This window comes from Telmatobacter bradus (assembly GCF_048629425.1).
In the GTDB taxonomy this organism is placed as follows: Bacteria; Acidobacteriota; Terriglobia; order Terriglobales; family Acidobacteriaceae; genus Telmatobacter; species Telmatobacter bradus.
The window spans coordinates 100,178-114,474 of sequence record NZ_CP184532.1; the positions used below are offsets into that span (position 1 = coordinate 100,178).

A 14,297-nucleotide genomic window follows, 5' to 3' on the forward strand; every position below is an offset into this window, starting at 1 on the left:
GAATGAGCATGAGCGCACAGAGCACGGCATTGACACAGGAAGAGTGGCGGCTGCCCGACAAGGGCAAGGTGGGCATGGCTTGCCTGATCGTCGCCGAGTCGGCCATCTTCATCATCTTTGTGGCGGCCTATGTGTTTTACATCGGCAAAAGCCTGAGCGGACCGACCCCCGCCGAGGTGCTGCAGATTCCCTGGATTGGTTCCATCTGCCTGCTTTCGAGCAGTATCACGGTGCACTTTGCAGTGACCACGCTCGAAAAAAACAAGGCCAAGCTGAGCACCTTGTGGCTGGCGCTGACGGTGCTGCTGGGTGGCATCTTCCTGGGATCGACGGCCATGGAGTGGCATGAGCTGATCTACGAGCATGGGCTGACGATTCAGACCAACCTCTTCGGCTCCACCTACTACTCGCTGGTGGGGCTGCATGCCTCGCACGTGGTGGTGGGACTGGTGCTGCTCTCGGTGGTGCTGATCTTTGGTCTGATGGGCAAGCTAGACCACACGCATGCGCGCCGCCTCGATGTGCTTTCGTATTACTGGCACTTTGTGGATGCGGTGTGGATCGTGGTTTTTACCGTGGTTTACGTGATTGGACGTTAGGAAGGCAATCATGACGGAACGGAACGAACAAATTCCTCAAGCTGGCGGCGTGGAAGCAGTGCTGTTGCCCAAGCCGACTGCCTGGCCGATGGTGTTGGGGCTGGGCGTGACGCTGATGCTTGCGGGCCTGATTACGCACGTGACCATTACCGTGTTGGGCGTGGTGCTGACGGTGCGCGCCATTGTTGGCTGGTTTGCCTGTGTGCTGCCGCATGAGGAGCATATGGTGGTGCAGGCGCGGGTGGGCGCGGAGGAAGCGGCAATGGCCGCAGCCGTGGAGCCTGCATTGATTGCCGCAGAGCATGTGCAAAGCACCCAACTTACCTACAGCTTTATCAGCGGCATTGAGGCCGGCATTGCCGGTGGCTTGGCGATGGCTGCGGCCGCAGCGCTTTACGGCGTGCTGAAGTTTGGCAGCGTCTGGTATGCGGTGAATCTGATGGCGGCCAGCAGCTTTATTGGCTGGAGTGATGTAAGCGACGGCTTCCTTGCCCAGTTCCATCTTTCCGGTCTGCTGGTGGGTGTGGCGATTCACGCTCTGGTGGCGCTGCTGGTGGGTTTGCTCTACGCTTCGGTGCTGCCCATCTTTCCGCGCTACACACTGCTCACGGGCGGCGTGATCACGCCCATCGTCTGGACCGCTTTGGCCTGGGCGCTGATGCAGAGTGTGACGCCGGTGTTGGGCGCACGCGTGAACTGGCCGTGGTTCGTGGCCTCGCAAGTGGCTTACGGCGTGGTGGCGGCGCTGGTGATTGGTTTGCGCGTCAAGATTCGTTCGGACGCCTTCCAGCAGTTGCCGTTCAGCGAGCGCGCCGGAATCCATGCCAATGAAGCGCATTCCAGCAGCAAGCACGAGGTAAAGGGATGAAATTTTTGCTGGTTCTGGTCGGTGTTTGTGGGCTTGCACTCAGCGGTTGCCATGCGCCGGGAGCGCCCGGTGCGCCGGAAGAGCGGCCGGATGAGGTGCGCGACTTTGCCGTGCTCTATAGGCAGAACTGCGCGGCCTGCCATGGTGAGCAGGGACGTGGCGGCATTGCGGTTTCTCTGGCCAATCCGGTCTACATTGCGGTGGCCGGCAAAAGCGCGATTGCCAAATACACGGCGGAAGGCGGACCGGGCGCATTGATGCCGGCCTTTGAACGCAAGTATGGCGGCTTTTTGACCGAGGAACAGATCAACATCCTGGCTGCGGGCATTGTGCGCCAGTGGGGCCGGGCCAATGCCCTCGGCGCAGCGACGTCTCCGGCCTATGCGGCCACGCTTGTGGGCGATGTGGCGGCAGGGAAGGTGGCCTTCCAGAACAACTGCCAGCGCTGCCATCAGCCAAGCGGCAAGGTGCAGGTGCGTGACGCCAGCGGTACGGTGCGCGTGGTGGGACCGGTGACCGAGCCGGAGTTTCTGGCGCTGATCAGCGATCAGAATCTGCGTTCGACGATCCTGGCCGGCAAGCCCGACGAAGGGATGCCTGACTGGCGTGGTTACGGCGGGCAGCCGCTCACCGATTCGCAGGTGACCGACATTGTGGCGTGGCTAGGGGCGCAGCGCCGGCAGCCCGTACAGAACGCGGAAAAAACTCAGGGAGAGAAGCAATGAGCGAACATCACGAAGAGCATCACGAAGACGTTGCTTCGCCAGCCGCCAAGGATTTGTGGCAGGGAACGCCCACCGAGGTGGCCGATGCGCGGCCCGAGGTGACCACGCGGCGCGGCTTCCTCTTCAAGGTTGCAGTGGGTCTGAACGCGGTGGTGGGCGCGGTGCTGGCGGTGCCGATTCTTGGCTATCTGATTGGTCCCACGCTTAAGAAGGACGAAGAGATCAATCACTGGGTGAAGCTGGGCGGGCTGGAAGATTTTCCGCGCGGAAAAACGCGCTTTGCCGAGTACATGAATCCAGTGGTTGGTCCATCCGACGGCATGACGGCTAAAATCGCCTGCTGGGTGCGGCGGCTGGACGATGGCAGCTTTCAGGTTTTTGCCGTGAACTGTGCGCATCTGGGCTGCCCGGTGCGCTGGTTTGAGCAGTCGCGGCTCTTTCTTTGCCCCTGCCATGGCGGTGCGTACTACGAGGACGGTGCGCGGGCCAGCGGTCCGCCCACCCGTGGCCTGTTTGAATACAAGCACCGCGCCCAGGATGGGGAACTGCAGATTCTGGCCGGGCAAATGCCCACCTTTGCCAATGAGGCCTGCAATCAGGGCGACAGCGACAAGAGCAAGAGGGGAAATCTGGTGACGATTGCCGACAACTCTGACGGGAGGAGCGCATGAGCCAGCGGAATGCAGGGTTGAATCTCGACCGGTTGAAGAAGAGCGGCGCTGAGATCGTCCACTGGTTCGAGACCCGTACGGGGTTGATCCAGCCGGCCGAGGAGATGGCCAACCATCCTACGCCTTCGAGCGCGGCCAGTTGGTGGTATGTCTTTGGCAGCGCCGCCATGGTGTTGCTGATGCTGCAGGTGGTAACTGGCATTCTGCTGGCCATGGTCTATTCGCCCAGCGCATCGAATGCCTGGGCCAGCCTGAACTTCATCAATCACGATCTGCCACTGGGCTGGTTCCTGCGCGCCATGCACGGCTGGGGATCCGACTTCATGATCGCCATTGTGCTCATCCACATGGTGCAGGTTTTCATGTTCGGCGCCTACAAGTTTCCGCGCGAACTTACCTGGATTGTAGGTGTGCTGCTGCTGTTGCTGACGTTGGGCATGGCCTTCACCGGGCAGGTATTGCGCTTTGATCAGGACTCGTATTGGGGCCTGGGCATTGGCACCATGATTACCAGCAGCGTGCCGGGTGTGGGCAAGTATCTGGTCAAGCTGATGCTGGGCGGGCCGATCATTGGGGGGGCTACACTCTCGCACTTCTTTGCGCTGCATGTCTTCATCATTCCCGGCGCGCTGCTCGGCTTTGTAGGTCTGCATCTGCTGATGGTGCTGCGGCTGGGCATCAACGAGTGGCCAATGCCGGGCCGCGTGGTGCGTAAGGCGGACTACGACAAAAACTACGCCGAGTTGACCAAGAAAACCGGTGTTCCCTTTGTGCCGAATGCGGCGTGGAAGGATGTTGTTTTTGCTTCCTGCGTGATTCTGGCGGTGATGTTCTGCGCCTTCTATTACGGACCGTTTGGTCCTACGGGCCAGCCGGACCCGACCATCATTCAGACTGCGCCCAAGCCGGACTTCTTCTTCCTCTGGATCTATGCGGTGCTGGCCTTCCTGCCGCCGGATCTGGAGATTCCCATGATTCTGGCTGCACCGCCGGTAATTCTGGGCACGCTTTTGCTGCTGCCCTTTTTTGCCGGGGAGGGCGAAAAGCACTGGTCCAAGCGTCCAGTGGCCATTCTGGTGGTTACGCTGGTCGCAGTCACGCTGGGGACCTTCAACTATCTGGGTGTGCACTCGCCGTGGAGTCCGCAGATGGATGCGTGGTCGGCAGCGGCGATTCCCGCCAAATATGTGGATCAGCGCTCGCCGCTGGAACGGCGTGGGGCGTTGGTCTTTCAGGAGAAGCAGTGCCGCAACTGTCACGCGGTAGGTGGTGTGGGCGGCAAGCGCGGACCGGAACTGGACGCGGTGGCCACGCGCATGACCGAAGATCAGATGGTGCGTCAGGTGCTGCAGGGCGGTGGCAATATGCCGGCCTACGGCAAGGCGCTCAGTCCGGATGAAACGACGGCGCTGGTGCACTATCTGCGCACGTTGCGCGGGCCTGGGCTGATGCCAGCCGAAGACCCCAGCCAGGGTGTGCTGCCGGTCAGCGGATCGCATCCCGTAGCGCAATAAACGGTTGTTTTACAGAAAAGTGGGCGGATGGTGTAGCTAAAAACAACTGCACCAGAAGCATAGACGAGAGCATCTGACCAATAGAGGAAACCCATGAGCCCTTCGTTGAAGGCCACGTGTGAAACGGAAGACCGGGAAGGCGATTTGCAGCCTGCATCGGGTAGCGCGCTGAAGCATAAGGCCGCGGTGGTTGAGATGATTCCGCAGAGCCGTTCTGCATGGGGGCACGGTTCCGCATCGGTGTTGGAACTCCCTGCCCATGGCGTGGCAGCGCTTGTGCATGCACCCACAACCGGCGCATCCGTCTTGCGCGATCTGGCGGAACTCTTCAAGGTAAAAGTTGTTTTGCTGGTGATGGTTACCGGCTGGGGCGGCTATTATCTTGGTTCGTTTGCCTCGGGTGTTTCCAGCATGCAGAGTGGTTTGCTCGACGCATTGTTAGGCATTGGGCTGGTTTCAGCCGGTGCTGGAGCGCTGAATGAGGCACTTGAACGCCGCACGGATGCACTGATGAAGCGTACCGCCAATCGTCCGCTTGCCGCCGGCCGCATGAATGCGCTGCAGGGATTTTTCCTTGGTTTTGGTGCGGTACTTCTGGGCGCGCTCTGGCTGCATCTGTTCGCCAATCCGCTCACCGAAGTGCTGGCCCTGGCCACGGCCTTTATGTACGCAGCCATCTACACACCGCTCAAACGTGTGACGCCGTGGGCCACGTTCATTGGCGCATTCCCCGGCGCAATGGGGCCGCTGCTGGGCTGGACGGCCGCGCGTGGACGCATTGAAGCGCCGGCACTTGCGTTGTTCGCCATCCTCTTCGTCTGGCAGTTTCCGCACTTCATGTCGATTGCCTGGCTTTATCGCAACGACTACGCGCGGGCCGGTATTCGCATGTTGCCCGCCGTGCAGCCGAAGGGCGTTTCCACCGTGGTGGTGGCGCTGGTCTTTGCCGTGTTGATGATTCCCGTGAGTCTTGCGCCCATCCTGCTGGGCATGGCGGGGCCGCTCTATTGTGTGCTGGCCACGGCGCTTGGGCTCCTGTATCTGGCCAGTACGGTGCGCTTTGCACGGATTCTGCGGCCCATCGGAGAAGAGGCCAGCCGGGCGGCGGCACGCAGCCTGCTCAAGGTCAGCGTGCTTTATCTTCCACTGCTGTTCACCACTCTGATGTTGTGCGCATCCCGCGCCCATTGAGGAAGTATGACGCATCCTTCTGCAAGCCCTGAAGGCTCGCTCGCCGGTAGTTCGCGACCCGCGATTGTTTCTATTTTGATTGTCAGCGCGGTAGCCACGCTGTTTCTGTTCTGGCTGATCTATCTGCATCCTGCGCCGGATCAGGCCAGCGTGCGCTTTGCCTTTCTGCCGCCGCTGAATGCCGCGTTGAACGGGCTGAGCGCGGTGGCGCTGCTCATCGGCTACTCGTTCATTCGTGCAGGAAAAACAGAGGTGCATCGCAAGGCGATGCTGGCAGCCTTCGGTTTTTCCACGCTCTTTCTGCTAGGTTACATTGCTCACCATGCGCTGCACGGCGATGTGCGCTACCCGCTGGGCGTGGCTCTGCGTACGCCCTACCTGATTCTGCTGGCAACTCACATTGTTTTGGCGATTGTAGCTCTGCCGATGGTGCTGGTCACCTTCTTCTTTTCGCTCATCGGAAAGATTCCGCAGCACAAGAAGATTGCCCGCTGGACCTTTCCTCTGTGGCTCTATGTTTCTGTCACGGGTGTGATTACCTGGGCTATGCTGCGGCTGGCGCTGGGCAGCTAAAGCAGTTCTCCAGTTCGGGTGGTGTTTTCAGATCTAGGCGGGGGACTTTTTCTCAAGAAAAAGCCCCTCGAATGCTCTCAGCAGGGGCACGGGTACTCTGATTTTGCTCCAGCGGTATCCAACGCAAAGAGGGCTACTGACCACATGGATAGCTTTCCCTATCTCAATTCTTGTATGCAGCAGTTCGCGCCACGATGATCGCTCCATCGTCGCCGACAAAGAAGGATTGTGCACGATTGGCGGCTTCTACGACCGGATTTTGCCTCATGTAACCTTTTTTTCTGCCGAAAAACAGAATAAGGTTTCTTCGCTTATTTTTTATCCATGACTTTGAGGGAGGCTAGTGCCCGAAAATGCGCATGTCTACCCCAGAAAGAGCGAATTCTAGTGTTGGCAATTTTTCAGCGGAGTGCTGCTCGTAAAGAAATCCCCTCAGAGTTGAACATCTCTGATCAGACAATCGATCCTACGTTACCCATAAGAGAAGAAGTAGCCCGGCATTTGCCTTTGCTGCAAGTGCTCGGCAAGCAAATCAGGGATTCAGCCCAGCAGGTCGAACTGGCCGTGGTTGACGTCTGTTCCACTTTTCAGCGCATTGCAGAAGAATCCAGTAAAAGTGTCAGCCGTATTGCAGAGTTTCTGTCGAATCAAGATAGTCATGACGGCAAACACGCTGGAATCGAAGGACTGATTCATCAAACGCGATTCACATTTGACAGTTTGTTGAATACTCTGGCATCGGAGACGGAAGTTTCCATGCAAGCCGTGCAGCGCATGAAAGAAATCGACGCATATGCCGCAAAAATCACACAGGCGCTGAAGCAGATTGAAGCTATCTCGGATGGCAACCGCATCCTGGCCCTGAATGCTCGCATTGAGGCCGCGCGTGCCGGTGAACTGGGCAGAGGGTTTGAAGTGGTGGCCAGTGAAGTTATTGCGCAGGCTGATCGTTCGCATGCTGCCATCCAGGTGGTCAGTCAGGCAATTCATGATCTGCGCTCAAGTGCTTCGTCGGCACTTAATAACCTGGACGAGATGAATGACAAAGGCAAGGCTTCGCTGGAGGCCGAGCGCACGCAGGTTGAGCACACGCTTGAGTCCTTCAATGCGCTGGACCGGGAGATGCGAACGGTATTGAAGCAGTCCTCCGAAGACGGTGTGCAACTTGGCTCATCCGTTGGAATGGCGATTCATCAGATGCAATTCCAGGACAGAGTGAATCAGCGGCTTGATCACGTTGCCATGGCGTTGCAGGAATCGCAGGAACGCATGGCTACATTGTGTGGCAATGCGGATTCAGACGACATGTCACTGATGCACGAAATTCTGGATCTCTACACCATGAGGGAAGAAAGGGTCGCGGCCAATCACCACAAGTCTGAATCTTCTGGTGGAGAGATCGAACTGTTCTAAGTTTCTTACTACTTATTTAGACGTCCGGGGAGGACTGCTCAAGCAGTCCTCATGCCCGGCCAAGCTCTTCCATCAGGGCATTACCGATGCCGGAAAGAGGAAGAACTTTTTGTGCCGCTCCCAGGCGAATGGCTTCCTTGGGCATACCAAACACGACGCAACTGGCCTCATCCTGAGCAATGGTGAAGGCGTCCGATTGCCTCATTGCCAGCATGCCCTGCGCACCATCGCTCCCCATGCCGGTCAGAAGAACGCTCAGCACATTTTTTCCCAGCTGCCGTGCGCAGGAGTGAAAGAGTACGTCCACGGAAGGCATGTGGCGATTGACACGCTGGCCGCGGTAAATATGCACGGAGTATTCCATGCCTTGTGCGCGAACTTCCATCTGATGACCTCCCGGAGCAAGCAGTGCATGTCCCTGAAGAATCCTGTCGCCATCTTTAGCTTCCTGCACATGAATGTGGCAAAGTGAGTTAAGCCGCTCTGCAAACGGGCGCGTAAAAGCCTCAGGCATATGTTGCACGATAACAATGCCGGGAAAATCCGCCGGGAGCGGCACGAGCAATTCCTTCAGTGCTTCTGTTCCGCCGGTTGAAGATCCGATGGCCACTACCTTGTGCGTAGTGGAAAATCCAATCTTTTTATTCACGGCTTCCTGTGTAGTACGAGCAAATCCTGTTTTGTAACGCAGCTTTGCATGCGCTGCCGACTTTACCTTACAGACAATTTCTTCTGCTAACTCAATCGTGCCATTCGAAACATCTAGTTTGGGTTTGGAGACGAAATCCACGGCCCCCAGGCCAAGCGCTCGCAATGTTACGTCGGCATTCTTTTCAGTCAGCGAAGAAATCATCACTACAGGCATGGGATGGCCGCGCATAAGTTTGTCCAGGAATGTAATTCCATCCATGCGAGGCATCTCAATGTCCAGGGTCAGAACATCCGGATTGAGCGCCTTGATCTTTTCCCGCGCCACAAAAGGATCTCCAGCCGTACCGATGACTTCGATCTCGGGGTCAGTAGCAAGAATGCGCGCGAGCAGTTGGCGCATCAGCGCGGAATCATCGACGATTAGAACTTTAATCTTTCCAGTCAAACGCTACTCCATCGATTTGAAAAAAGGATTGCTGTCCTCGGAACAGGGAAGCAAAACAAGATTCGGAATACGACTCATGACAGGGTTTCCCGTAGTTGAAAAACCGTATTGTGCAATGGCTTATAGATTCCGTGCAGCCATGGTATGTGCTCGGAGTGGCCCAAAAACAGGTAGCCGCCGGGCTTCAGGTGTTTTGCCATCCTGCGCAAAATCATATCTTGTGTTTCCTTCTGGAAGTAGATCAAGGCATTGCGAAAGAAGATTGCATCAAAGGTATCTTGCAACGGCCATCGCGGCTCCACAAGATTGATGCGGGAAAATTCCACCAGTGAGTGGACTTCACTTTTGACTTTGATTTGTCCGGTCGCTGACCCCGTGCCGCGCAGAAAATACTTCTTGTGCAACGGAACAGGAATATTTTCCAGCTCCAGATCGCTATAGATTCCCTCGGAAGCTTTTGCCAAAACGTCCGTGTCGATGTCGGAAGCCACAATGCGGAACTCCCATTCGCGCGGAGCCATCAAACGCCACTGCTGGCGCGCTTCCAACAGCGTGATTGCAGTGGTAAAAGCCTCTTCACCGGTAGCGCAAGCTGCGCTCCAAACTCGAAAAGTCCTTTTTGCTCTACTGTACGATCGGCCTGCGTGTTGAAAAGATTCGAGAGCCTCTGGCACTGCTTTTTCAGCCAGAAATTCAAAGTGGTGAGACTCTCGAAAAAAGAATGTTTTATTTGTTGTGACGCAGTTGATCAGCTCTTTGAGTTCCTCGCCGTCATCCTTGCAGTTGTTGACGTAGGCATAGTATTCGGAGAAATTCGAAAAATTGTGATGACGCAAGCGGCGGGACAATCGCGAAGAAAGCATCACTTCTTTTCCGTCGCGTAGCCAGATCCCACTTTGCTGATGGATCAAGGAACGGAATCTTTCGAATTCTTTTTTCTCCATGCATAGGAGCATCGAACCGAACCCAGAGGATTGCACGAATCGTTCTCCTAGAGCAAAACCAGAGTCCTGTTCCCTGTTCAGTTCCTGTGAGGTTGCTGCTTCCTGGTGGTTGCGTCAACTTGGGTGAACTGCTTTCGGGATGCACCAACTCTGATTTTGCGATAAACAAACAGGCCACCCCGCAATCGGGCAGACGGGATGGCCCAGTAAGGTGGCGGAATAAATCGTCCCGTTATGCCGCGGCCAGTTCTGCAGTGATCAGCTCGCTGTCTGTAAGAAGCTTTTCCAGATTCAGCGCCACGGCGAGATGATCATGCGTCTGAAAGACGCCGTGAATAAACTTCGTGTCAATGGCAGTGCCAAAGTCAGGTGTGTCGCGCATCTCCTCCGGACTCACCTGCAGTACATCAGAGACCGCATCGACCAGAAGCCCTACGGTTTTTTCTTTTACCTTGGCAATTACGATCACAGTGAATTTGTTGTACTCGACAGCCGAAAGTCGAAACTTCATTCGTAAGTCGATTACCGGAAGTACGGTGCCGCGCAGATTCATTACGCCGCGCACATGGGGCGGAAGATTGGGGATTGGCGTAATCGGCGAATACCCACAGATCTCCTGAATCTTGAACAGTTCCAGTCCGTACTCCTGCTCATCGAGCAGAAAAGTAAGGTACTGCTGTCCCTTTTGCGCATGCTGAGTTTGTTCCTTCGCCATAGCCTTCCTCTCTGCCACAGAACGGGAGGCGCCGTGGCAGGCGCCGGTTATGGATCAGAATTCTTCGAAGCTTGCTTCACTGCTGCCAGCATTTGCAGCAACGGCCACCGCAGGACGCGCTGCGGTTACAGATCCCCTGGAAATTGGAGAAGAGACTGTCTTTTTTACTGCCGCAGTAAGGCGGGAACCAGCATTGACGCCACTCTTGACGGCAGTTGGCGCATAACGCGAGGTTGCGTATTTAGCTGCAGCACGCGCTCCTTTTTCGTCCTTGTTCAGCGTAAAAACCTTGACATCTTCCATGAGCCGTTCTGCCTGTTGGGCCATGGATTCGGCGGTGGTGGAAAGCTCTTCCGTATGTGCCGAATTGGCTTGCGTTACCTGATCCATCTGCATCATGGCCGTGTTCACATGTTCGATGCCTGTGCTTTGCTCACCCGCAGCTGCAGCAATTTCACCCACAATGTCGGTAACACGCTTGACCGATTGAACGATGGTTTGCAGCGTATCTCCGGACTTGTTGACCAGCTCAGTGCCGCGCTCGACTTTACGCAATGAATCCTGAATCAGGACCTTGATTTCCTTGGCAGCCTCGGCGCTGCGCTGAGCCAGACTACGCACCTCAGTTGCCACCACAGCAAAACCGCGTCCCTCTTCACCTGCCCGTGCAGCTTCCACGGCAGCATTCACTGCCAGCAGATTTGTCTGGAAGGCGATTTCATCAATGGTGCCGATAATTTCGGCAATCTTCGCCGAAGAGGCATTGATCTCGGACATTGCCGTCACGGCCTGCGAAACCACTTGCTGCCCTTGCTCTGCGGCATCCCGCGAGCCGGAGGCGAGTTGACTGGCTTGCTGCGCATTGTCCGCGCTCTGGCGTACGGTTGCAGTAATCTCTTCGAGGCTTGCCGATGTTTCTTCGATGCTGGCGGCCTGCTCCTGCGCACCGCTGGCGATTGATTCCGCAGCGGCAGCAAGCTGCTGAGAAGAGGAACTGGTCTCGATTGCGCCTTCAGTGACCTCTGCAAGCGTTAACCGAAGTTTTTGCACTGTCTCGTTTAAAGCCATTGCCATGTCGCCGACTTCATCCTGGGTGTCGATGTCCAGCACTACGGTCAAATCTCCCCCGGCAACTTTTCTCAACGTAGTTACAGCCTGATTCAGCGGCAGAGCGAATCCGCGCGCAATCACGATGGCAAGAATTGCGCCGAGCAGCAGAGATGCGATGCAGGCAGTAAGTGCCAGAGTGCGAGCCTCCTGGTATGCATGGGCGTTTTCATCGAACTGCTGTTCGGCGTGCTCTTGCTTGAGTTGTCTGGCCAACTCACTGGCGTCACGAATAGTTTTGCGAAGCTCGCCTAAAGCGAGCAGATCGGCTTTCGCTCCGTCATAGTCCTTGGCCTTGAGCTTCTGGTAGAGGATGCCTGCGCCCTGTTCATAGCTCGGCAATGTTTTACTAATCACAGCCAGAGCATCATGCCCCTGCTTGGTGGTAAAGTTTTTGTCGGCTTCGTCCAGCTCCGTATGCAGGTTGGCAAATATTTCAGAGGCCTGTTTTTCGTCGTTGGTAATGGTTTCTGTATCGCTCTCATGAGCGAAAGCATCCAAAGAAAGCCGCCCAAGTGTTGCGGTATCGATGGCAATAGCGTTCACATTGTCGGAACCGATCAAGTCAAATCGATAGAGTTGCTCTACTCTGTCATTTGCTTTGCTCAGGCTGCTGACCGATAGATAACTAATAATTACTGTCAGCACCAAAAGAGCGCCAAATCCGATCATCAATCGCGGTGTCGCCTTCAAGTTGTTAAACCAACGCATGGACCGATTCCTCCCCTTCTTTGTTTATGATGGATGGCGCGTCAGCGAGAGACGCCGGAGGCGCTCCATGAAGCGACGCATGGTTTGCTGCATGTAGAGAATACAAATTCAACTCAGCAATACTTGCCACGTCGAGAATCGGAGCCACACAACCATCCGCAAGAATCGTGGCACCCATGAGCCCATCCACCTTGCGCAGGTTTTTCTCCAGACTCTTGACGACAACTTGCTGCTGGCCCAGTAATTCATCCACGACCAGACCAACTTTTTTACGCCCGGCTTCGATAACTACAACCAGCGTTCGTTGAGCATCTTCGCTGTTACCGTTTGCCGCCTTGCTGGTCAAATTCTGACTGCCAAGATAACGGCTCAAGCGAAGGATCGGAATAGGCGTTTTGCGAATCACGATCACCTCGCCCTGCTCGGCTACGCGCTGCATTTGCCCAGGCCGTGGTGAGACTGTTTCCACAACCGAAAGCAGGGGCAACACCAGCTTGCGGTCTGCAACACGCACAAGCAGACCCTCCAGAATTGCCAAGGTGAGTGGCAACTCAATGGTGACCACCGAGCCAACCCCGAGCTTGCTGGAAATATTTACCGTGCCGTTCAACTGCTGCACGTTTTGTTTGACGACGTCCATGCCGACGCCACGGCCAGAGAGGTCGCTGATGGTGTCACGTGTGGAAAATCCAGGTTCGAAGATCAACATGCGCAGTTGTTCATCGCTCAGCTTGGTCTGCTCTGTAATCAGGCCGCGATCAATAGCCTTGTTGCGAATTCTCTCCAGATCAAGACCTTTGCCGTCATCGCAAACTTCAATGACTACTCGTCCAGAGCGATGAAACGCACGCAGGTCAATGGTTCCTTCGGCAGGTTTTCCTGCAGCAACCCGCTCCTGCGGCATCTCAATGCCGTGATCAGCAGCATTGCGCACCAGGTGTGTGAGTGGGTCGCCGAGCAGCTCCAGCATGCTCTTGTCGATTTCTGTTTCTTCTCCCGTCAAGTTCAACCGGATCTGTTTGCCATTGGCGTGGGCAATGTCATAAACCGTGCGCTGATAGCGATGAAAGAGCGTACCCATGGGAAGCATACGCACGGCCATCACGCGCTCATGTAGTTCACGCGTATTGCGTTCAGCGGCTACAACAGATTCGCGTAGCTTGGGCAAGCATTCTGGCGTAAAGTTCTCGACCATTTGCGCCGTCATCACGTGCGCGATCACCAGTTCGCCAACAAGATCAATGAGCCGGTCGATTTTTTCAGTAGCTACACGGATTGAACTGGATTCACCGTTTGCACTTGGAGCCCCGGCAGTGCGTTTGGCCGTGCCGTGCTTCTCTGCGGTTGCCAGAGACTTGGCAGGATGCACCTCGGGCGGCGCGCCTGCAACAGACTCTGTCGTACTTGCATTCTGCGGGCGCAATTCTTCTTCAGTATCAATGCGCTCTATCTTGATCTCGGCAAGATGCTCCACAAACTCGAAGACCTCGCGCAGCTCTTCTTCCTGCTTGCAAGAGACCATTTCGATTGTCCAGCTCAGGTAACACTGCAATGGATCAAACGCACTGAATTCCGGCAAATTTTCGTGATGCAAGTGCGTAACACAGGCCGATCCTAACTGCGCCAGATTGCGCAGCAATACAATCGGATTTGTGCCGCTTGAAAACATCTCACGATCAGGCCGGAACTCAATCCGGTACATCTTCAGATCGGTGTCACTGCAATCAGCATCGCTATCAGAAGGACGGTCGTCGCTTTCGGCCGCATCCGCTGCCGGGGTGCATTCCTGCTCCGCAAGCGTCTGCAGACTTTGCAGCAAGTCCTGCGCACCTTCAGGCAGCGCCTCTTCAGGGCCAGCATGCAACAGAATGCGCAACACATCCACCGACTGTAGAAGAAGCTCGATGGCCTCATCGGTTACTGGAATCGCGGCAGAGCGTAACTGCTCCAGCAGATTCTCCATGACGTGCGTAAACTGCATCAGGTGGTGGTAGCCAAACGAACCAGATCCACCCTTGATGGAGTGTGCCGAGCGAAAGATTGCATGCAAGGTCTCCTGGTCATCCGGTCGGTCCCGCAAAATCAGTAGGCCCGACTCCAGGATCGCAACATGTTCGGCGCTCTCTTGCAAAAACGTATCCCGAAATTGCGACAGGTCGATTTTCATGGC

General features: G+C 56.0%; 13 protein-coding genes. 8 read left to right on the plus strand and 5 right to left on the minus strand.

All coding sequences use genetic code 11. From position 1 onward, the window contains the following. Positions 1–8: 8 nt before the first annotated feature. The 8 genes from ACOBR2_RS00450 (at position 9) to ACOBR2_RS00485 (ending at position 7,554) form a co-directional block, all read left to right on the plus strand. On the plus strand, positions 9–599 hold the full coding sequence (locus tag ACOBR2_RS00450; RefSeq protein WP_420238114.1) for a cytochrome c oxidase subunit 3: 591 nt from the start codon (positions 9–11) through the stop codon (positions 597–599). Positions 600–609: 10 nt separating this feature from the next. Continuing rightward, the gene (locus ACOBR2_RS00455; RefSeq protein WP_420238115.1) at positions 610–1,467 is read left to right on the plus strand and encodes a hypothetical protein; all 858 of its coding nucleotides are present in this window, start codon (positions 610–612) and stop codon (positions 1,465–1,467) included. Next, on the plus strand, positions 1,464–2,192 hold the full coding sequence (locus ACOBR2_RS00460) for a cytochrome c (protein WP_420238116.1): 729 nt from the start codon (positions 1,464–1,466) through the stop codon (positions 2,190–2,192). The genes ACOBR2_RS00455 and ACOBR2_RS00460 overlap by 4 nt, the downstream gene beginning before the upstream one ends. Continuing rightward, positions 2,189–2,863, plus strand: a complete 675-nt coding sequence (locus tag ACOBR2_RS00465; RefSeq protein ID WP_420238117.1) for a ubiquinol-cytochrome c reductase iron-sulfur subunit — start codon at positions 2,189–2,191, stop codon at positions 2,861–2,863. The genes ACOBR2_RS00460 and ACOBR2_RS00465 overlap by 4 nt, the downstream gene beginning before the upstream one ends. After that, positions 2,860–4,377: a cytochrome b N-terminal domain-containing protein gene (locus tag ACOBR2_RS00470; protein WP_420238118.1), complete on the plus strand. Its 1,518-nt coding sequence runs from the start codon at positions 2,860–2,862 to the stop codon at positions 4,375–4,377. Before ACOBR2_RS00465 ends, ACOBR2_RS00470 begins: the two co-directional genes overlap by 4 nt. Positions 4,378–4,470: 93 nt before the next feature. Then, positions 4,471–5,568 (plus strand): heme o synthase, encoded by a 1,098-nt coding sequence (gene cyoE / locus ACOBR2_RS00475; RefSeq protein WP_420238119.1) that lies wholly within the window; start codon positions 4,471–4,473, stop codon positions 5,566–5,568. A gap of 6 nt (positions 5,569–5,574) precedes the next feature. Next, a complete protein-coding gene (locus ACOBR2_RS00480; RefSeq protein ID WP_420238120.1) occupies positions 5,575–6,141 on the plus strand; it encodes a DUF420 domain-containing protein in 567 nt (188 codons plus the stop codon). A gap of 387 nt (positions 6,142–6,528) precedes the next feature. Further along, positions 6,529–7,554, plus strand: a complete 1,026-nt coding sequence (locus ACOBR2_RS00485) for a methyl-accepting chemotaxis protein (RefSeq protein ID WP_420238121.1) — start codon at positions 6,529–6,531, stop codon at positions 7,552–7,554. Between the two features lie 49 nt (positions 7,555–7,603). Here ACOBR2_RS00485 and ACOBR2_RS00490 read toward each other — a convergent pair whose 3' ends face one another. From ACOBR2_RS00490 to ACOBR2_RS00510, 5 genes are all read right to left on the minus strand, one after another. Beyond that, entirely contained in the window at positions 7,604–8,650 is a 1,047-nt protein-coding gene (locus ACOBR2_RS00490; protein WP_420238122.1) for a protein-glutamate methylesterase/protein-glutamine glutaminase, read from the minus strand. A gap of 74 nt (positions 8,651–8,724) precedes the next feature. Then, a complete protein-coding gene (locus ACOBR2_RS00495; protein ID WP_420238123.1) occupies positions 8,725–9,594 on the minus strand; it encodes a CheR family methyltransferase in 870 nt (289 codons plus the stop codon). Between the two features lie 232 nt (positions 9,595–9,826). Continuing rightward, positions 9,827–10,309 (minus strand): chemotaxis protein CheW, encoded by a 483-nt coding sequence (locus tag ACOBR2_RS00500; RefSeq protein WP_420238124.1) that lies wholly within the window; start codon positions 10,307–10,309, stop codon positions 9,827–9,829. A gap of 54 nt (positions 10,310–10,363) precedes the next feature. Continuing rightward, a complete protein-coding gene (locus ACOBR2_RS00505; RefSeq protein WP_420238125.1) occupies positions 10,364–12,127 on the minus strand; it encodes a methyl-accepting chemotaxis protein in 1,764 nt (587 codons plus the stop codon). Beyond that, positions 12,114–14,294 carry a chemotaxis protein CheA gene (locus ACOBR2_RS00510; protein ID WP_420238126.1) on the minus strand — a complete coding sequence of 727 codons (2,181 nt, stop codon included), beginning with the start codon at positions 14,292–14,294 and terminating at the stop codon, positions 12,114–12,116. Before ACOBR2_RS00510 ends, ACOBR2_RS00505 begins: the two co-directional genes overlap by 14 nt. Positions 14,295–14,297: the final 3 nt, after the last annotated feature.